At 70.1% G+C, this 19,193-nt stretch carries 19 protein-coding genes; 12 read left to right on the top strand and 7 right to left on the bottom strand.

Translation table 11 applies throughout. The annotated features are described in order from the left end of the window. Positions 1-9 precede the first annotated feature (9 nt). From NMI01S_RS19325 to NMI01S_RS19290, 8 genes are all read left to right on the top strand, one after another. Positions 10-1,011 carry a hypothetical protein gene (locus tag NMI01S_RS19325; RefSeq protein ID WP_062999106.1) on the top strand — a complete coding sequence of 334 codons (1,002 nt, stop codon included), beginning with the start codon at positions 10-12 and terminating at the stop codon, positions 1,009-1,011. A gap of 93 nt (positions 1,012-1,104) precedes the next feature. Then, positions 1,105-2,277, top strand: coding sequence for a glycosyltransferase family 4 protein (locus tag NMI01S_RS19320; RefSeq protein ID WP_062999105.1), 1,173 nt, complete (start codon positions 1,105-1,107; stop codon positions 2,275-2,277). Positions 2,278-2,400: 123 nt separating this feature from the next. Beyond that, positions 2,401-2,784, top strand: coding sequence for a hypothetical protein (locus NMI01S_RS19315; protein ID WP_036500236.1), 384 nt, complete (start codon positions 2,401-2,403; stop codon positions 2,782-2,784). Between the two features lie 23 nt (positions 2,785-2,807). After that, positions 2,808-3,245 carry an SRPBCC family protein gene (locus NMI01S_RS35350; RefSeq protein WP_036500238.1) on the top strand — a complete coding sequence of 146 codons (438 nt, stop codon included), beginning with the start codon at positions 2,808-2,810 and terminating at the stop codon, positions 3,243-3,245. A 47-nt stretch (positions 3,246-3,292) separates the two neighbouring features. After that, positions 3,293-4,543, top strand: coding sequence for an ArsA family ATPase (locus NMI01S_RS19305; RefSeq protein WP_063920802.1), 1,251 nt, complete (start codon positions 3,293-3,295; stop codon positions 4,541-4,543). Continuing rightward, entirely contained in the window at positions 4,540-5,226 is a 687-nt protein-coding gene (locus NMI01S_RS35960; RefSeq protein ID WP_062999103.1) for a hypothetical protein, read from the top strand. Before NMI01S_RS19305 ends, NMI01S_RS35960 begins: the two co-directional genes overlap by 4 nt. Continuing rightward, entirely contained in the window at positions 5,223-6,281 is a 1,059-nt protein-coding gene (locus NMI01S_RS19295) for an ROK family protein (RefSeq protein WP_062999102.1), read from the top strand. The genes NMI01S_RS35960 and NMI01S_RS19295 overlap by 4 nt, the downstream gene beginning before the upstream one ends. 342 nt (positions 6,282-6,623) lie before the next feature. Next, a complete protein-coding gene (locus NMI01S_RS19290) occupies positions 6,624-7,349 on the top strand; it encodes a lysophospholipid acyltransferase family protein (RefSeq protein ID WP_030514742.1) in 726 nt (241 codons plus the stop codon). Between the two features lie 97 nt (positions 7,350-7,446). Here the strand turns inward: NMI01S_RS19290 and NMI01S_RS19285 are convergent, their stop codons facing one another. Beyond that, a complete protein-coding gene (locus NMI01S_RS19285; protein ID WP_062999100.1) occupies positions 7,447-7,962 on the bottom strand; it encodes a polyadenylate-specific 3'-exoribonuclease AS in 516 nt (171 codons plus the stop codon). Positions 7,963-8,132: 170 nt separating this feature from the next. Here NMI01S_RS19285 and NMI01S_RS19280 point away from each other — a divergent pair, with 170 nt between their 5' ends. From NMI01S_RS19280 to NMI01S_RS19270, 3 genes are all read left to right on the top strand, one after another. Continuing rightward, positions 8,133-9,518, top strand: a complete 1,386-nt coding sequence (locus NMI01S_RS19280; RefSeq protein WP_062999851.1) for a class II 3-deoxy-7-phosphoheptulonate synthase — start codon at positions 8,133-8,135, stop codon at positions 9,516-9,518. 13 nt (positions 9,519-9,531) lie between these two features. Further along, on the top strand, positions 9,532-9,924 hold the full coding sequence (locus NMI01S_RS19275; RefSeq protein WP_062999098.1) for a hypothetical protein: 393 nt from the start codon (positions 9,532-9,534) through the stop codon (positions 9,922-9,924). A gap of 145 nt (positions 9,925-10,069) precedes the next feature. Further along, on the top strand, positions 10,070-10,384 hold the full coding sequence (locus tag NMI01S_RS19270; protein WP_157126259.1) for a hypothetical protein: 315 nt from the start codon (positions 10,070-10,072) through the stop codon (positions 10,382-10,384). Between the two features lie 8 nt (positions 10,385-10,392). On the opposite strand, the gene pknB is transcribed toward NMI01S_RS19270, so the two are convergent. Then, complete coding sequence (gene pknB, locus NMI01S_RS19265) at positions 10,393-12,375, bottom strand: Stk1 family PASTA domain-containing Ser/Thr kinase (protein ID WP_157126258.1); 1,983 nt, start codon at positions 12,373-12,375, stop codon at positions 10,393-10,395. Positions 12,376-12,509: 134 nt separating this feature from the next. Here pknB and NMI01S_RS19260 point away from each other — a divergent pair, with 134 nt between their 5' ends. Then, on the top strand, positions 12,510-12,878 hold the full coding sequence (locus tag NMI01S_RS19260) for an Rv2175c family DNA-binding protein (RefSeq protein ID WP_062999847.1): 369 nt from the start codon (positions 12,510-12,512) through the stop codon (positions 12,876-12,878). A gap of 73 nt (positions 12,879-12,951) precedes the next feature. On the opposite strand, the gene NMI01S_RS19255 is transcribed toward NMI01S_RS19260, so the two are convergent. The 5 genes from NMI01S_RS19255 to NMI01S_RS19235 form a co-directional block, all read right to left on the bottom strand. Beyond that, positions 12,952-13,245 carry an SGNH/GDSL hydrolase family protein gene (locus NMI01S_RS19255; protein ID WP_062999094.1) on the bottom strand — a complete coding sequence of 98 codons (294 nt, stop codon included), beginning with the start codon at positions 13,243-13,245 and terminating at the stop codon, positions 12,952-12,954. Between the two features lie 264 nt (positions 13,246-13,509). After that, a complete protein-coding gene (locus tag NMI01S_RS34235) occupies positions 13,510-14,679 on the bottom strand; it encodes a phytoene/squalene synthase family protein (RefSeq protein WP_084513080.1) in 1,170 nt (389 codons plus the stop codon). Beyond that, positions 14,676-16,292 (bottom strand): alpha-(1->6)-mannopyranosyltransferase A, encoded by a 1,617-nt coding sequence (locus NMI01S_RS19245; protein ID WP_084513128.1) that lies wholly within the window; start codon positions 16,290-16,292, stop codon positions 14,676-14,678. Before NMI01S_RS19245 ends, NMI01S_RS34235 begins: the two co-directional genes overlap by 4 nt. Positions 16,293-16,375: 83 nt before the next feature. Then, positions 16,376-17,953 carry a phytoene desaturase family protein gene (gene crtI, locus NMI01S_RS19240; protein ID WP_062999093.1) on the bottom strand — a complete coding sequence of 526 codons (1,578 nt, stop codon included), beginning with the start codon at positions 17,951-17,953 and terminating at the stop codon, positions 16,376-16,378. Continuing rightward, on the bottom strand, positions 17,950-19,074 hold the full coding sequence (locus NMI01S_RS19235) for a polyprenyl synthetase family protein (protein WP_062999843.1): 1,125 nt from the start codon (positions 19,072-19,074) through the stop codon (positions 17,950-17,952). The genes crtI and NMI01S_RS19235 overlap by 4 nt, the downstream gene beginning before the upstream one ends. Between the last annotated feature and the right edge of the window lie 119 nt (positions 19,075-19,193).

The following is a 19,193-nucleotide window of genomic DNA, read 5'->3' as shown; positions in this document are numbered from 1 at the left end:
TCGTGTCGTATGAGCGGATTGTTGCGGATCCGGACATGGCTGGCCCATCGTGGGCGCTTCGAGTTCGTCGCCACCCTCGCCGTGGTGGTGGCGCTGACCGCGGCCGGCGGCGCCTTGTTGTTGCTGCCCAAGACGGGCCTGCGCACCGTGCCCGCCGCCGCGGAGTCCGATGCCGCGCCGGCACACGCCGATCCCCAGCTGCCCGAGTTGCGCCGCGTCATGAGCTCGTACGGACCCGTTGTCGCGCAACAGGTTTCGGGCGACGACGGCAAGCTGTCGGTGGTGCTGGGACATCCGTACCAGCGCGGTGACGTCGACCAGCTCGCCCGCGAGGTCGGCCCGGCGGTCACGGCAGTCTCCGAGGTGTGGGGTACCGAGTGGGCCCACGAAGCCGTGGTGGCCGTCGCCTCGAGCAGCTCCGAATTCGCGGCGCTGACCCACGCCATCGGTCCGGTGTCCGGCGAGGTCGCCGCGGCCTCGGTGTCGGATCCGTTCGTGCCGGGCACCCAGCCCGCTGGTCAGCGAATCGTCTTCGCATCCGATGCCGGGCGCCGGCTCGGCCCGGACGGCCTGCGCGAAACCCTGCGCCACGAACTCACCCACATCGCCGCCCGCGCCCGGACCGTCGACGGCTCCCCGCAGTGGGTGCTCGAAGGATTCGCCGAATACTGCGGCCACCGCGGGGACCAGCGGCGCTTCGCCCAGGTGGCACCGACCGTCACCACCCGCGCCCGTTCCGGCGACCTGCCCGCGGACCTGCCCGGCGACCCCGCCTTCGCGCCGAGCCTGGGCACCGACGCCGCCCTCGCCTACGAACAGGCGTGGTCGGCCAACGCCTTCGTCGCCGACCGATTCGGTGAGCCCGCACTCGTCGCTCTCTACCGTCGGCTGGCCACCGGCCCGCAGGACCAGGCCGCGCTGGACCGCAGCCTGCGCGACACCGTGGGTCTCGGCCGCACCGACTTCGTCTCCGCCTGGCGTGACTGGATCAAGGCCCGCGTCGCGACCTGAGGACTGCTCGGCCGCGGCGGCCACATCGCGAGCGCCCGCGCGGGCCGCACCCGTAGAACCGGCCGCGGCGGGGACACCCATAGACTCGCCCCCATGGGCCGCACGCTGTTGATCACCAACGACTTTCCGCCCCGGCCGGGTGGCATCCAGTCGTATGTTCATTCGCTCGCGCTGCGGATGCCGCCGGAGGATCTGGTCGTCTACGCACCGCGCTGGCGCGGGGACTCCCATCAGCGGTTCGATGCCCAGCAGCCGTTCGAGGTGGTGCGCCACCCGACCACGTTGATGCTGCCGACGCCGCTGGTGCTGCGCCGCGCCGCGACATTGCTGCGCGAGCACCGATGCGACACCGTCTGGTTCGGTGCCGCCGCGCCGCTGGCACTGATGTCGCCGGCGCTGCGCCGTCTCGGTGCGGACCGGGTCGTGGCCAGCACCCACGGTCACGAGGTCGGCTGGTCCATGCTGCCGGGCGCCCGGCAGGTGCTGCGCGTGATCGGCGACCACACCGATGTCGTCACCTACGTCAGCAAATACACCCGCCGGCGTTTCGCCGCGGCATTCGGCGCCCAGGCGGCCCTGGAATATCTGCCGCCGGGTGTGGACAGCACCGTCTTCCACCCCGATCCCGCCGCGCGGGCGGAACTGCGCGCCCGGTACGGCCTGGGTGAGCGGCCGACGGTGTTGTGCCTGTCGCGGCTGGTCCCGCGCAAGGGCCAGGACATGCTGATCCTGGCGATGCGCGAGATCCGCCGCCGTATCGACGGCGCGGTGCTGGTCATCGCCGGTGGCGGCCCGTACGAGGACAAGTTGCGCGCGCTGGTGCGCTCGCTGGACCTGGACGCGGACGTGGTGTTCACCGGTCGCGTCCCCGCCGCCGAACTGGCCGCCCACCACACCCTCGCCGACGTCTTCGCGATGCCCTCGCGCACCCGGGGCGCCGGGCTGGACGTGGAAGGTCTCGGCATCGTCTATCTGGAGGCGTCGGCGACGGGTGTGCCCGTGGTGGCCGGAAATTCCGGTGGCGCACCGGAAACCGTGCTCGAGGGCCGCACCGGCACGGTGGTCGACGGGCGCGACGAGCGAGCCGTGGCCGACGCCGTCGTCGGCATCCTCTCCGACCGCGATGCCGCGGCGCGGATGGGCGCCGCCGGACGCGAATGGGTCGCCGACCAGTGGCGCTGGGATGTCCTGGGCGGCCGGCTGCGGACGCTGCTCGATCCCGGCGCGCATTCCGGCGCGGTGGGATCCGACGGCGTCGGCCGGTGAGCGAGCCGGCGCCCCGGCCGGGTGCGGCGGCGCGTCGCGCGTGCCCGGCACTGCGTTACCGCCTCCGGGCTCCGACCCAGTAGGCTCGGGTTTCATGAGCGAGCGCAGCAGCGAGCCCCAGCCGTGAGCAGCATCCAGGTGGCCGACCAGACCTTCGTCGCCGCGTCCGGCGCCGCGGTCGCCGAGGTTCTGGCCGACCGGTCGCGGTGGCACCGCTGGTGGCCCGACCTCACCCTCGAGGTGCGAGAAGACCGGGGTGACAAGGGAATTCGCTGGTCGGTCAGCGGCCCGCTGACCGGCACCATGGAGGTCTGGCTGGAGCCGTCGCTGGACGGGGTGATCCTGCACTACTTCATGCACGCCGAACCGCCGGGCGCGGCCGCGCTCTCGCCCCGAACCCTGATGGCCGCCAACCGTTCCCGCCGGGTGGCCGGCAAGAAGATGTCGTTCGAGGTGAAATCGCGGCTGGAGGCCGGCCGTCCGGCCGGTGTGGCGCCGTCACGCTAGGTCGAAAGGAAACGCTGTCAGTCATGGCCGACCGGACCCAGAGGTCGATCACCATCGATGCCCCCTCGGATCGGGTGATGGCCGTCATCGCCGATCTGCAGTCGTATCCGGAATGGGTGTCGGCGGCACGATCGGTGGACGTACTGGAGACCTTCCCCGACGGGCGGGCCCGCACGGCGAAATTCGTGCTGGACGCCGGCGTCGTCAAGGACACCTACGTGCTGTCCTACACTTGGCGGGCCGACGGCCGGGCGGTGAGCTGGAAACTGGTCAGCGGCGAACTGCAGAAGGCGCAGGACGGCACCTACGAGCTCATCGACCAGCCCGACGGCACCACCCAGGTGGTGTACGAGCTGACCGTGGATCTCACCATCCCGATGATCGGGATGTTCAAACGCAAGGCCGAGAAGGTGATCACCGATACGGCCCTCAAGGAACTCAAGAAACGGGTCGAAGGCTGACGCGGCCGCCGCAGCGCGGTCGTGGTGCCGTCACGACCCGTCTCGAACTGTTCATCGGCAAGGGCGGAGTCGGTAAGACCACGCTGGCCTGCGCGGCGGCCATCGCCGCGGTGCAGGCCGGCCGGCGCGTGCTGGTCGCCTCGGTGGACCAGGCCCATTCGCTCGGTGACGCACTGGGTTTCCGCTTCGCCCACGATCCCGGCACGGTCGCCGGGGTGGTGACCGTCGCCCCCGGATTCGACGTCATCGAGATCGATTCGCTTGCGCTGCTGGAGGATCGGTTCCGCGACGTGGCGCGGATGCTGTCCGGCGCGGGCCACGATCACGGCATCGACCTCGCCGCGCTCGATCCGGCCGAGCTCACCGGACTGCCGGGCGTGCAGGAACTGCTGGCGTTGACCGAGATCGCTCAGTTCGCGGGCGAGGACGACTGGGATCTGATCATCGTGGACTGCCCGCCCTCGGCGGACATGTTGCGCATCGTCACCGCACCCGACACCCTGCTCGGCTACCTCGAACGGATCTGGCCCACCCATGCCCGGGTGATGAGCGCGACCGGTACGGATATGCGGCGCGCGGTGCTGGCGGCGACCGTGGAGCGGATCGCGGCCGCGGTCACGGCGATTCGGGATCTGCTGGCCGATTCGCAACGCACCGGGGCCCGGCTGATCACCGGCGCCGAACGGGTCGCGCTGGCCGAATCGGCGCGGGTGCGTTCGGCGGCGGCGCTTCTGGGTATACGTCTGGACGCGGTGGTGGTGAACAAAGTGCTGCCGCCGGTGCCGCCGGCCGACGGTGGCGCTCACCCCGCGGTGCAGTGGTATCTGCAGCGTCGCGCGGAACAACTCGACGTGATCGCGGATCTGCGCCGCCGGATGCCGGATGTGCCCGTGGTGATCGCCCATCACAGCGGGCCGGAACCGGTCGGTCCGCGGGCGTTGTCGGCGCTGGCCCAGGCATTGCCCGTTCGTGGCAACCCGCCGGCGGCCGCACCAGACCCTATGCTGAGCGACACGACGCCCGAGCCCGGTAGCGCGACGGGGGAGCCGGAGGTGCGATGGGAGTCGGGCACCGGGCTGGAATCGGTATTCACGCTGCGGATGCGTCTGCCGGTGGTCGACCCGGGCACGCTGCGACTGGGACGAGTGGAGGACGATGTGATCGTGGGAGCGGACGGGGTCCGGCGGCGGCTACGACTGGCGCCGGTATTGCGGCGGTGCACGGTCGACGGCGCCGAACTCGACGGTGAGCACCTCGTCGTGCGTTTCCGGCCCGACCCGGGGGTATGGCCGCAATGACCCACGCCCACGACGACAGTTTCGGCGAATTCGCCCAGGAACTGCGCGCCCTCGCCGAAACCCTGCTCGAACGCGTCGAACCGGCCCTGCGTCGCGCGGCCGCCGACGGCCGCGCATGGGACAGCTGCAGTTGGTGTCCGGTCTGCGCGACCGCGGCACTGGTCCGCGGTGAGCATCACGACGTGGTCGCCGCGGTCGCCGACCACGGCACCGCGATCGTGACGGTGCTGCGCGAGGCGCTGGCCGGCGTGCCGGTCGAACCGCTGCTCCCGGACGACCTTCCGGATGCCGGCGACGCATCGGACGAATCCGATTCCGCGGCAACGGAAGTCGGCGCCGATCCGAGTTCGGAGCGTACGGAGCACGACGGGTGGATCGCGGGCGGGGCCGCCGGGGATGTGTCGGGCGGTGCCGAATCCCGCGGCAGAGGGCCCGAAACGGAAGTGCGTGGCAGTGGTTCCGGTGCCGACCGCCGCGCGAAGGGCGTCCGAGGGGATGTGGGCGCGCGCGGACCCGAACGGGGCGGCGCCGAGGAGACGGCCTCGGGGGCGAAGCCGCCGGCCGACGATCGGGGGAGCAAGGCGCGCCGCGGTGGCCGGCGCGCGGCCGAACGCGCTGGGCGGGGGCGGGATTCGGTCGAGCGACCCGGATACGTTCCCATCCCGGTGCGGATCAAGAAATGACCACTCGGGTCGGACGAGAGACTCCGCTCACCGTCGGCATCGATGTCGGCGGAACGAATATCCGGGCCTCGGTCGTCGACGGGGACGGGGAAGTTCTCGACACCGTGCAAGCGCCCACCCCGCATTCGGCGCACGCGCTCGAGGACGGTCTCGACCGCGCGGTGCGGGAACTGTGCGCGCGCCACGACATCGGGGCGGTCGGGCTGGCGGTCGCGGGCTTCGTCGACGAATCCCGGTCCTCGGTGCGCTTCGCACCGCATCTGCCGTGGGAAGACGCCGAGGTCGCGGGACGGCTCGGACGGCGGCTGGGGTTGCCGGTGATTCTCGAACACGATGCCAATGCCGCGATGTGGGCCGAATACCGGTTCGGCGCGGCCGCCGGCGCGCACAACGGCGTGCTGGTCGCGATCGGCACCGGGATCGGGGCGGCGCTGCTGGTGGAGGGGCGGCTGTATCGCGGAAGTTACGGTGTCGCACCGGAATTGGGGCATCTGCAGGTGGTGCCGCACGGCCGGATCTGCCCGTGCGGCAAACGCGGCTGCTGGGAGCGCTACTGCAGCGGGACGGCGCTGGTCGACACCGCGATCGAAATGCTCGCCACCGATCCGATGCCGTCGACGATCCTGCGGCGAGAGGTGGTCGGCGATCCGGGATCGCTGACCGGGCGGCGGGTCGCCGGCGCGGCCCACGACGGTGATCCGGTGGCGCTGCACGTGATGGCCGATTTCGCCCGCTGGCTCGGGCTGGGACTGGCCTTCGTCAGCGATATCTTCGATCCGGACCTGATCGTCATCGCCGGCGGCGTCAGCTCCTCGGCGCCGTTGTTCCTCGACGACGCGCGCGAGCATTACGCCGCCGCGATCACCGGCGGCCGCCATCGTCCGCTGCCCCGCATCCGCACCACGCAACTGGGGGAGGCGGCGGGCATGATCGGCGCGGCCGAACTCGCGCGCACGGCCCTGGAGACCGGGGCCGCCGAGGGGCGTGCGCAAGCAACCGGCCGCGCCGATTCGGCGGCCGTGCGGCGAGCCCGTTCCACGGCGGGCCGGGAATAGTCCGCCACGGCGGTCCGGGGCAAGCCTCCGGCTCCTCGGTGCCGATGCCGCGCGGTGGAAACCGAATCGGCCACTCTCGTCGTGCTCGTTCGGCGGACGAGGCGTACGGGTGGGGAGCAAATGATCCGCAGCGTCGTGCATCTCGCCGATTCGCTCAACTGCCGGTCGGTTTCGCCCGGCGGAAGCATCTCATGTGTACCCGATTTCACCGATGTGATTGCCGGCATGTGAAATACCTCGTGTGGGGTTGGTCGCAGCAGGTCGGCGACGGTAGAGTCGGTGCCGACGGAGGTGCCTGCGACGAGGCCGGTCCCGTTCGACAATCACAGGGGAAAGGACGCAATGTTCTACTGGCTGCTCAAATTCGTGCTGGTCGGGCCCTTCATGCACATCTACAACCGGCCGAAGGTCGAGGGCGTGGAGAATATCCCCGCCGACGGAGCAGTCATCCTCGCCGGCAATCATCTGTCGTTCACCGACTGGTTGTTCACCCCGTTGCTGAGCCCGCGTCGCATCACCTATCTGGCCAAGGCCGAATACTTCACCACGCCCGGCCTCAAGGGCCGGCTGCAGAAGTTCTTCTTCTCCGGCACCGGTCAGTATCCGATCGACCGCAGCGGCGCCAGCGCCGCCGAGGACGCGCTCAACACCGCTCGCAAACTGCTGAGCGAGGGCCGCATGGTGGGTCTGTACCCGGAAGGCACCCGCTCGCCCGACGGCCGCCTGTACAAGGGCAAGACCGGTGTGGCACGCCTCGCCCTGGAGACCGGTGTGCCGGTGATCCCGGTGGCACTGATCGGGACCGACGAGGTGTGCCCTCCCGGCCCCTTCCGGTGGCGTCGCCGCCGCGTCACCGTGAAATTCGGTGCGCCGATCGACTTCTCCCGCTACGAGGGCATGGGCGGTAACCGCTTCGTCGAGCGGGCCGTCACCGACGAGATCATGTACGAGCTGATGCGGATGTCGGGCCAGGAGTACGTCGACGTCTACGCCGCCAGCCTGAAGAAGGGCGTGCCCTCCGGCAGCCGGCCCGAGGCCGAGCGGATCCCGGAGACCCTCGCGAGCTGACCGCTCGCCCGCTACCTACGTTCTCGGCCCCCGGACGGTTGTCCGGGGGCCGAGTTTCGTCCCGGCGCGAGTCGGTCGCGCGAGAGGTGGCCGCGGCTCAGCGCCGATCGATTCCGGCGTTCGCGCCGCTGCGCCGGAACGCCTCGATGGCTTCGTACTTGGCGAGATTGTGCCGGGCGTCGGCCAGCGCATCGTGCGCGTCGGCCGGAACCGGAGGTAGTTCCGGCCGGCCGTAATGATCCCAGTGCTGGCGCAGCTCGTTGGTGTAGCGCGGCAGGGCCGCCGGCAGATCGACCATCGAACCCCACAGCTGGCAGAACGCCACATGGTCGTAGGCGCCCACCCATGCCCACAATTCCGGCCGCACGGTGGGACGCGGTACCAGGAATTGATAGAGATCGTCGCGAATGCGCTGCCGGCTGCGCCACAGCGGCGAGGAAGGGGAGGGGAGTTTCGGCAATACATTGCGCCGCACCCACTGCCCGGCCCGCTCTGGGTCGAATTCCGTTGACACCGCGTAATATTCCCGACCGTCTTCGCAGACCACGCCGATCGAAATCAGATCGATCGTCACCCCGTCCTCGATGAATTCGCAGTCATAAAAATATTTCACGCGGTAGTGCCCTTTCCGATTCGGCGTACACCGGCGCTCGCGGTGATATCTCGGCCGAACCGCCCGACCCGGCCCCGCGCTCGAGGTTACGGCCCCGCCCGCGCGGGCGTATTCATCGCCCCTACCCTCCGGGTTACCCCGTGATTGCGGAAGGTCCGTATTCTGATCTGGTGAACTGGACCGTCGACGTACCGATCGATCGCTTGCCGGAACTGCCACCGCTGCCTGCCGAGCTCCGTCGGCGACTCGACGCCGCCCTCGCCCGCCCCGCCCTGCAGCAGCCGTCGTGGGATCCCGAGCAGGCTGCCACCATGCGCACCGTTCTCGAGAGCGTGCCGCCGCTGTGCGTGCCCGCCGAGGTCGAGGAGTTGCGGCTGCGACTGGCCGAGGTGGCCCGCGGCGAAGCCTTCCTGATGCAGGGCGGCGACTGCGCGGAAACCTTCGCCGACAACACCGAGCCGCATATTCGCGGCAACATCCGCACCCTCCTGCAGATGGCGGTGGTGCTGACCTACGGCGCGAGCCTGCCGGTGGTGAAGGTGGCCCGGATCGCGGGCCAGTACGCCAAACCCCGTTCGGCCGATGTCGACGCGCTCGGCCTCAAGTCCTACCGCGGCGACATGGTCAACGCGCTGGTCGCCGACGCGGCTCAGCGCGAACACGACCCCTCGCGGCTGGTGCGCGCCTACGCCAACGCCAGCGCCGCGATGAACCTCGTGCGGGCGCTCACCGGCGCGGGGATGGCCGATCTGCACAAGGTGCACGATTGGAACCGCGATTTCGTCGCGCAGTCGCCGGCCGGTGCCCGCTACGAGCAGATGGCCTCCGAGATCGACCGCGGCCTGGCGTTCATGAACGCCTGCCGGGTGCAGGACCCCAGCCTGCAGTCGGCCAAGATCTACTGCAGCCACGAGGCGCTGGTGCTCGACTACGAGCGGGCCATGCTGCGCCTGTCCCGCAATGCCGCGGGCGACCCGGTGCTCTACGACCTGTCCGCGCATTTCCTGTGGATCGGTGAGCGGACCCGCCAGCTCGACGGCGCCCACATCGCCTTCGCGGAACTGCTGGCCAATCCGATCGGCATCAAGATCGGCCCGACCACCACGCCGGATCAGGCCGTGGAATACGTCGAGCGGCTCGATCCCACCAACGAGCCGGGCCGGCTCACCCTCGTCGCGCGGATGAGCAACACCAAGGTCCGCGACGTGCTGCCGCCGATCATCGAGAAGGTGCAGGCCACCGGACATCAGGTGATCTGGCAGTGCGATCCCATGCACGGCAACACCCACGAATCGTCCACCGGGTACAAGACCCGGCACTTCGATCGCATCGTCGACGAGGTGCAGGGCTTCTTCGAGGTGCACCACGCCCTGGGCACGCATCCGGGCGGCCTGCACATCGAGCTCACCGGCGAGAACGTCACCGAATGCCTCGGTGGCGCGCAGGACATCTCGGATCTGGATCTGGAGAACCGCTACGAGACGGCCTGCGATCCGCGCCTCAACACGCAGCAGTCCTTGGAATTGGCATTCCTGGTCGCCGAAATGCTGCGGTGACGGATCGGCCGTAGTGGACGTCGTATTTCGCAATGACGAGGGCCCCTCGCGCGGTGACGGCCGCCCGCGCGGGGAAGGCCCGGCCAGCGCGCAGAGCGCGCTGCGGATCGGCAACGCCGATCGCACCATCCTGCGGTTGCTGCGCGACCGCGACCGCGACGGGATCCCGTCGGAGGTCGTGCTGCGCGACGGCAGTCGCCTGCTGATCTTCAACATCTGCTGGGGCTACGAGATCTCCTGGGGGTTCGACGTGGCTGCGGGCTACGCGCCCGCCGCGGCCGCCGCGCAGATCACCACCAACATCAGCCCGAGTATGGGCGGGGTGCCGGTGGAGGTGTTCACCACCGCCGCGGTGGTCGCGGTCAACGATCCGGAAACCGGTGACCCGTTGCTGGCGGTCGGCTGAATCGCCCGTCCGGGGATCACGCGATCGTGACATGATCCGCAAAAGTTAGCTGTCCGGTTGCTGAACGCCGGAACCTGCACTAGGTTTCCAGGCGTGACACTGCTGCGGCAACAGGCTGTGCGGGATATGTGCTGAGAGGATCGCTATGCAGAGCGCATCGGTAGCCAGGGGATTGCAAACTGCGGGCAGGCCGGTCGCCGCCCTCGCCGAACATGTGCTCGAGATCGATGGTGTCCCGGTCACGATCGTGATCGAACGCCCGGAGGTCGACCGCGCCGGCATCGCGTGGCGCTGCCGGGTGCGGGTGGTGCGCGGCAACGGCCGGCTCGAACTGTCCCAGGTGGTCGGCGCCAGTGCCAGTGCGGTGCTGCGGCAAGCGCTCGACCTGGCCGGTCGGCGGCTGGGGATCAGCGAGGCCGAACTGCTCGGCGGCGCGGATGTGGGCGGTGTACTCGGCTGAGCCCCGATTCAGAACGGCAGGACGGTGAGGGTGATCGTCGATCCGGGCGCCACATTCGCGCCACCGAACGGTGACTGCACCCGGACGGTGCCGCGGTCGCCGCTGAACACCTGATTCAGCACGACCTTGAGGCCCATCCCCTCGAGTTCGGAGCGGGCCGCGGCCGCGTTCTTGCCGATCACATCGGGAACCTGGATGGCGTCGGAGACGATCAGCGTCACCGTCGCACCGGAGAGCACCTGGGTGCCGGCGGCGGGATCGGTGCCCGCGACCTGTCCCGGCTTGATCTTCGCGTCGAAGTCGGTGCGGGTGTCACCGACGGTGAGTCCGGCGGTCTGCAGCATCGCCTTCGCCTCGTCGACGGTCTTGCCGCGCACATCGGGCAGCTTCACCGGCTGCGAACCCTTACTGCGGTAGACCTTCACCTGCGCACCGGTCGGCAGGACCGTGCCGGGCGCCGGATCCAATTGCGCCACCGACCCTTTCGGTGCGGTGCTCGGTTTCTCCCCGCCGTCGACGGGGGTGAGCCCGGCATCGCGGATGAGCTGGTTCACCGTCTTCGTGTCCTGGCCGGGCTGAAACTGCGGCACCTGCGGCTGTCCGCTGGACACCAGGACGGCGACCGTCGACCCCTTCAGCACCTTCGCCCCGGCGGAAGGGTCGGTGCCGACCACCCCGCCGACCGGGATGATGTCGGACGCCCTGTCGCGTACGGTCGTTCCGAATCCGGCGTCCTTCAGCTTCGCGGTCGCCTGTTCGGTGGTCATCCCGGCGATCGCCGGCACCGACGAATAGCGGCCGACGCCCAGCCACCAGCCACCGATACCCAGCAGCAGCGCGAGGACCACCACCACGGCCGCCCAGATCAGCACCCGACGCCGGGATCTGCCGCGATCGGGCACGAACTCCGGCCGATGCGGCGGGGGCGGCGGCTGGTGCGGGCGCTCCGGTTCGGGATCGGGTATCGGATGGGCCGCGGTCATCACCCGGGTGTGGGACGGTTCGGCCGCGAGCCGGGTCGTCGCCTCGGTGACCGGCTGCGGGGTGTGGGTGGGTCCGGCGGCCGCGGCGGGCGTCTGGACGACGCGGTATCGCGCGGACAGATGTTCCGCCGACTCCCGCGGCGCCGGTACCCGATAGTCGGGCAGGTGCAGCGCGGTGGCGATGCGATGCAGTTCGGTGGCCATGTCGGTCGCGTCGGCGAAGCGGTGCGCGGGTTCGCGGGCGGTGGCGTGCGCGACCAGTTCGTCGAATTCCGGTGGTACGCCCTCGATGAACCGGCTCGGGCTCGGCACATCCTTCTCGACCCGCTGATACGCGATCGACAGCGAGGTGTCACCGGTGAACGGCGCACGGCCGGTGAGCATTTCGAAGATCAGGATGCCGAAGGAGTAGACATCGCTGCGGGCGTCGGCATTACCGGCGGTGACCTGTTCCGGTGACAGATACGCCGCGGTGCCGAGGATGACGCTGGCCGAGGTCATATTCGAGCCGGCCACCGCGCGCACCAGGCCGAAGTCGGCGATCTTCACCTCACCGGCGTCGGAGATCAGCACATTCTCCGGTTTGACGTCGCGGTGCACGAGTCCGGCCGCGTGCGCGACACCGATCGCGCGCAGCACCGGTTCGGCGACCGCGCGCACCGCGTGCGGCGGCATCGGACCGCGTTCGCGCAGCAGTTCGCGCAGGGTGCCGCCCTCGACGAGCTCCATGATGAGGAACGGATACTCCCCGTCGATGCCCTGGTCGTAGACAGCGACCAGCGAGGGATGCTTCAACTTGGCCACCGAGCGGGCCTCGAATTCGAAGCGGGTCAGAAACTGCGGGTCACCGGCGAACTTGGGGTCCATCACCTTGATCGCCACGGGCCGGTCCAGCCGGGTGTCGACTCCCCGGAACACCATCGACATCCCGCCGCGCGCGATCGGCGCGTCGATGCGGTAGCGCCCGTCCAGCATCTGGCCGATCAACTGCTGTCCTCCGAATTTCACCTAGCGGTTGCCGCCCCGTGACGGCACCTCCGATCGTATAGGCGCGCGCCGTCACGGTGCCGATGACGTGCTCACGCCCCCGCGGAAACCGGGCGTACGCCGTATCCGGAACCCGACGGACTACCGTTGTGCAGGTGAGTGCATTTCCCTGCAGCGACGATGTCGTTCCCGAATCGGTGACCCTGCTTCCGTTGCCGGATGTGGCCGAACAACTGGGCATCGCGGTGACCAGAGTGCATCAGATGCTGCGCGATCATCAACTGATCGCGCTGCGCCGTGGCGGTATCGCCGGGATTCCGAAGGACTTCTTCGATTCCTCGGGCGCGGTCGTCAAACCCCTGACCGGCCTCATCACGGTGATGCGGGATGCGAAATATACGAACGAGGAAATCCTCGAGTGGCTGTACACCGAGGACGACACCCTGCCGGGCCGTCCGATCGACGCCATCCACGGGCCGCTCGCCCGCGAGGTCGTCCGCCGGGCCGCCGCCGAACCGTTCTGAGCCGGGCGGCGCGGGGCGCAGAGTTCGGCCGTTCAGCGGAGTGATCGCCGCGTGAGGTAGTCCGCCGTGGCGGTCATGCCTGCGAGATTCGGGTGATACGAGCGTCGAAGCCACGCTGGGAGCGGGAGAGAATGTCGGCGGTCGTCGCTCCGGAACAGGTCACGTCCACGAGGTCCGATCCCAGTGCCGCCGCCAGTTGATGCGGATGGTTCCGGCCCGAGCGCGCGCACCGGGCGTCGGCGACCGGCGTGATCCCCGGGCCCGCGGCATACGAACTGCCCAGTGCCACATAGTGTCCCGGGCGGTCGGCGTTCGCTCCGGCAGGTCCGGCGGCGAGCATCGCGGCCGCGACGCATGCGGCGGCCACCCATGTTCCGATCCGGTATATCCGAGCAGAACCGCGTGAAAACATCGTCGTCCCCTTGGTCCGCGCGCTGGGCTCACCCGAGAGGCATTCGCCCGCGTCATGATGTCACACGCCGCGAACGGGCCGGGGCGGTCGGGGGCGGTTCCGTTCGGCGCTGAGCCGAAGGCCGCACCTCGACGGCGAGTACTTCTCGGGCAGCTGTGCCGAGTGCGTCCTCCGCGTGGCGTTCGACGCTACCGATGGCCGGCGGTGCGATGAGTGCGGTCAGGCGTGTGGTGCGGTCGGCTGTGCTGTGCGAAAAGCGCGGGTAGCCACGGGGGGCAGAGACGGCGCCGGATTCCTCGGCCGGCGCAGCCCGGAACCGGCCTCGGTGATCGCGACGCGCAGCCGCCGCGTGGTGGGAACCGTTGCGCGGCGGTCGAAGACGGCGTAGTCGTGGCGCTCGATCTCGTCGAGGATCCCGCCGTACAACACGGCCGCGGTGCGAATGGCCGGTCGCACCCGCGGCCGGAGCAGATCGATGCCCGGCGCGGCGGTGCGATAGACCGCGCGGTTGACCGCGATCAGATGTGCCAGGGCGCGGCGCACCCGCGGATCGGTCCGGCCGGTGCGCCGGCAGTGGGCGAGCAGAGCGGCGTCGACGCCGAACGCCGCGAGTGCGTCACCGGGAAGATAGATGCGCCCGCGATCGAGGTCTTCGGCGACATCACGCAGAAAGTTCGTGAGCTGGAATGCCTCACCCAGCGCGGCGGCCGCAGGTTCGGCCTCGGCCACCGGCACCACCGTGCCCAGAACCGGGAGCAACTGCAGGCCGATCGCCGCCGCCGAACCGCGCATGTACTCCCGCAATTCGCCCATATCCGCATACCGATTCCGGAACAGCGCGCTCCCCGGCACATCCATCCGCATCGCGTCGAGGAACACCCGGAAGTGTTCGGGCGCGATGCGATAGCGGGCGATGGTGTCGACGAGGGCGGTGAGTACCCGGCCGTCGATCTCCGCGCCGCCGGGGAGACGGCACTCGGCCTCCGTTGTGCCGGTCACGGCCCGGCCGGCGGCGACGCCCGCCTCGGTCAGCGCGGTATGGAGCTGCGTATCGATCCGGTCGAGCCGCGACGCCGCTGTGCGATCGGCGGTTCCGGGAACGGGCGCGACCTGGCCCCTGTCGTGTTCGACATCCGCGGAGGCGACATCGCCTGCCCTCGAACGCTCGGGACCGGGCCCGTCGAAACCGCCCGTATCCCAGGTGTTTTCGGCATGATCCACGACGTCGTCGACCACCCGTGCGAACGCGTAGAGCGCGTGCACCGCGGCCCGTCGCGGTGGGGACAGCAGGCGAGTGGCCAGGAAGTAGGTGCGGCCGTGTTCCGCCGCGATGGCCCTGCAGTGCCGGTATGCGGCCGCCAGTCCGGCGTCGGGGCCGCGGCCGGTCATTGCTTGGGTCTGCCCGAATCGGCGCGCAGCCGCAGCGGATCCACCTTGCGCAGCGACAGCGCCGCCACCACGGCGACGAAGGTGGCCGCCGCGACGTGCCAGACGTTGTACAGCCCGATCGAGCCGCCCGGCTGGAACACCAGCATCAACCAGGTGCACAGCCCCACCAGGATCATCAACGTGGTGGTGGACATGGCGAAGCCGGCGGCCAGTGCCAGCGGCCACGAGTAGTACCAGGGCAGCGCCGCGGGGGAGAGGATCACGATCGCGACGAAGGCGATGAGGATGCCCATCACCGCATCGCGTTCGGAGCTCTTGTAGCGCCACCAGGTCCACGCCAGAATGGCGACCAGCGCGAGCGCGCAGAGTCCGCGCGTCCACACCAGCACCTCACCCAGATTCAGCGGCGTGACCCAGGTGACCATGTGCGCCATGATCGTCGGCAGCGAGAGCCAGTTGATGATCTTCTTCGAGCCCGACAGCGCGGTCAGCCAGCCGATCCCGACACCCGCGGCCGCGGAGGCGGCCACGAAGACCACCGCGAACACCGACACGCCGAGGCCGCCGATCTTGACGAAGGTGCGAATCGGATGCGGCAGCGGTCCCTTGTTCTCCGCGGCTCGCCGCTCGCGTTCGTGAATCATCCAGATCCACACCAGGAACGGCAGCGCCACACCGGCCGTCGCCTTGATCGCGACACCGATCGCGACCACCACGATGCCGGCCGCGTGATGCCGCTCCAGCACCAGGGCGATGCCGGCGGCCATCAGGCCCACCATGAGCATCTCGTTGTGCACGCCGCCGATCAGGTGGATCAGCACCAGCGGGTTGAGCACGGCCAGCCACAGCGCCACCGTCGGCTTGCCACCGAGGTGTTTGGTCATATGCGGGACGGCCCACATCATCAGGGCCAGGCCCGGCAGCATGACCAGGCGCATCGCGATGGTGCCGGCCACCACGTTGTCACCGGTGATGCTGGTGATGGCCTGCCCCATGAGCAGGAAGATCGGACCGTAGGGTGCGGTGGTGGTGGTCCACACCGGGCTCACGTTGTCCAGCAGCACACCGGGATTCACCACCGGGCCGACCTTGTAGGGGTCGAAACCGTCGCGCAGCAGTGCGCCCTGCGCCAGATACGAGTACACGTCCTGGCTGAACATGGGCACGGCGAACAGCAGCGGCAGAATCCAGATGCCGACGATCACCCGCAATTCGTTCAGCGTCACGGTGCTGCCAGGACCGCGGCGCGCGCCGGTGCCGATGGTGATGCGCCCCAACCGGACCCAGGCGATGATCATCGACAGCACACCCAGCCACACCACGATGGTGGCCAGCGCGTAGCCGTGGCCGAATCGCAGCCACGACAGATGTGCCGCTTCCAGCAGCGGATCGCTGCGGCGCACCGCGCCGGCGCCCAGGCCGCCGAAGGTGATCAGGACCGCACCCCAGAAGCCGAGCAGGGCGGCGTGTCCCTCGGGGCTGCGGAAGAAGTCACCGGCCCAGCGGACCCACCAGCGCACGGTGTGCACGGCCGGTTCGGGGACCGGCACGGCGGTCACCGGCACCGTGGTAACCGTGCTGGTCACCGGTGCTGTCACGGGGGCAGTGTCCATATCGGGGGTCGGCATGGTTCGTCTTCCCCCCGGGAATGTCGGTGCGGTGCGGAACCGCGGGAGTGGTCAGTTCGCGGGCCAGTTTAACGGTTTGCGGGCAACCCTAGCGCGCCGGTCGGCGCCGTGGGAGCGTCGGCGTGCCCGAAGGCGCCGGTAATGCGTTCGGCGGCCAGTTTTCCCGACAGCAGCGCGGTCGGCACGCCGACCCCCGGTGTGGTGCCGCATCCGGCCAGCACCACGTTGGCCGGGGTGCGGGCGAGGTTGCGGGTGCGGAACGGGCCGGTCTGGCGGAACAGGTGCGCGGCCGAGAAGGGCGTTCCGGCGATCATGCCCTGCTCGTGCCACGTCTGCGGCGTGTCGAGGTGATCGACGGTGAAATGCTCGGCGATTCCCCGGTAACCGCGCTGTTCCAGCACGGCCAGCAGTTCGCTCAGGTACGCCGGTCCCAGACGCGGCCAATCCAGCGGCGCGGCATCGAGATTCGGGCACGGGGCCAGCACGGACAGCGGTTCGTAGCGGCCGGTGGCCCGATCGACGAACTGGCCGGGATCGCTGAGCGCGGGCCGGGTGATCAGCAGCGACGGATCGCTCATCAGTCGCCCGCGGCCGCGCCGGGCGGCGATTTCGGCGAAGGTCTCGTCCCAGGCCCGGCCGAAATCGATGGTGTGGTGAGCCTGGAGCGGCCATTGCGCCGCCACCTCGGCCGGGATGGTGCCGTGCGCCACCACGGCGGAAGGGGCCGCCCGCAACGGGCGGCGCCGGTGAATGCCGAAGCGGCTCAGCGAGCCGAGGTCGGCGGTCAGGATCACCGCATCGCAGTCGAAGCCGCGCCCGTCCGTCGTGCGGACCCGCCGGGCGCGCCCGGCGCGATAGTCGATACCGCTGACCTCGCAGTTCAGTTCCAACTGCCCACCGGCAGCGGTGAACGCCGCCGCCAGCGTCGCGGTGATCGCCCGCATGCCGCCGACCGGGAAGTAGACGCCCAGCGAGGTGTCCATATGCGGAATCGCACCGTAGACGGCCAATGCCTGCGCGGGTGCGGTCCCGGCGTAGAGGGCCTGAAAGGTGAACAGCCGCGCCAACTTCGGATCACCCAGGATGCGCTGGACGCGCGGGCCGAGCCGGCCGAAGGCGCCGAGGCGCACCAGTTCCCACAGGGCCGCGCGCTTGCCGGGGATGCGGACCATGTCGAGCGGGGAATCGAAATTGGTGTCCATGAACTGGTCGTAGGCGCCGGCGTAGATCCGGGCCAGCCAGTCCCGCAGGTCCAGATAGCGTTGTGCGTGTGCGGGCCCGCACACGCGCCCCACCTCGGCGGCCATCCGCTCCGGATCCGCGTAGACGCCGATCACACTGTCGTCGGCGAAGCGCGCCTGATAGGCGGGATCGAGGCGGTGGATCCGCAGTCCGTGGGCCGTGGCATCGGTGCCGACCGCGGCCAGCGCCTCGTCGATCAGCCCGGGCAGGGTGAGAACCGTTGCCCCGGAGTCGATCTCGTAATCCGGACCGCGGTACACGCCGACCCGCCCACCCGGATGATCGGCGCGTTCGAGCAGGGTGACCCGGCGCCCGGCTCCGGTCAGATGGAGCGCCGCGGCCAGCCCGGACAGGCCGGCGCCCACGACGACGATCCGATCGCACTGTCCGGGAACGGTTTTCATGCCACCCGCCTGGTCGCGGCCAGTGCCATCGCCCGCAGCCGGTCGCCGGCCTCGGGGGTGACCGAACTCGCCGCCAGCGCGCCGAGGCCGCGGTCGGTGAGTTCGGTGATGCGGCGCTCCACGTCGTCGACGGCGCCGAGTCCGGTGATGAGGTCGCGCAACCGGGTCACCTGTTCGGGGGCGAGGTCGGTGCCCAGCGAGGAGCGCAGCAGCCGCGCCGCCGCGGGATCGGTGGCGTCGGCGCGGCGCAGCGCCTCGGCGACCAGGACCGTGCGCTTGCCCTCGCGCAGGTCGTCACCGGACGGTTTGCCGGTGACGGCCGGATCGCCGAAGACGCCGAGCAGGTCGTCGCGCAGCTGGAAGGCGATGCCGATATCGGTGCCGAACTCGCGGTAGGCGGCGATCAGTTCCGGATCGGCACCCGCCAGTGCCGCGCCCAGATGCAGCGGCCGCTCCACGGTGTAGGCGGCGGTCTTGTACCGGTTGATCCGCAGCGCGGCGGCCACCGAATCGTCGGCGCCGGCCTCACCGTGCACGTCGAGCAGCTGACCGCCCATCACCTCGGTGCGCATCGCCGCCCAGACCGGGGCGAACCGGGCCCGGGCGGCGGCGTCCAATCCGGCCGCGGCGACCATGTCGTCGGCCCACGTCAGCGCCAGATCGCCGATCAGGATCGCGACGCTCACGCCGAAATGCGCCGAATCGCCACCCCAGCCCCGGTCGCGGTGGCGATGTTCGAAGTCCACATGCACGGTCGGGAAGCCGCGCCGGGTGCGGGAGGAGTCGATGATGTCGTCGTGGATCAGCGCGCACGCCTGCACCAGTTCCAGGGCCGCGCACGCGGTCAGCACCGATTCGGCCTGTTCGCCGGTCGGGTCGCCGCCCGCGCCGAGCCATCCGGTCCAGGCGAACGCCGGCCGGGTCCGCTTGCCGCCGCGCAGCACGAAATCCTCGAGGGCGGCCGTGGCGGAGATGACGACCGGCCCCAGTTCGGCGACCAGTTCGCGGCGGCCGGCGAAGAATCCGGTCAGCGCCTGTTCGACCGCGCGCACCAGCGCCGCGGAGTCGTTCGGCGCCGGACGTGCCGGGCTGGCCGGACCAACGGACAACGCAACCTCCAGATAGTTCGTCGTATCGGCGAGCCGATACCGGGTACGCCGGAGGCATATCCGGCGTACCGAGGATGTGGCCGGTGAGACCTGCGTCTGCACCGGCGACGGCTGCGGCTGTCCCGCCGATT

This window comes from Nocardia mikamii NBRC 108933 (assembly GCF_001613505.1).
GTDB classification, from domain to species: Bacteria; Actinomycetota; Actinomycetes; order Mycobacteriales; family Mycobacteriaceae; genus Nocardia; species Nocardia mikamii.
Note: the sequence above shows the minus strand (reverse complement) of the source record. Positions and strands in the feature narration are given on the sequence as shown.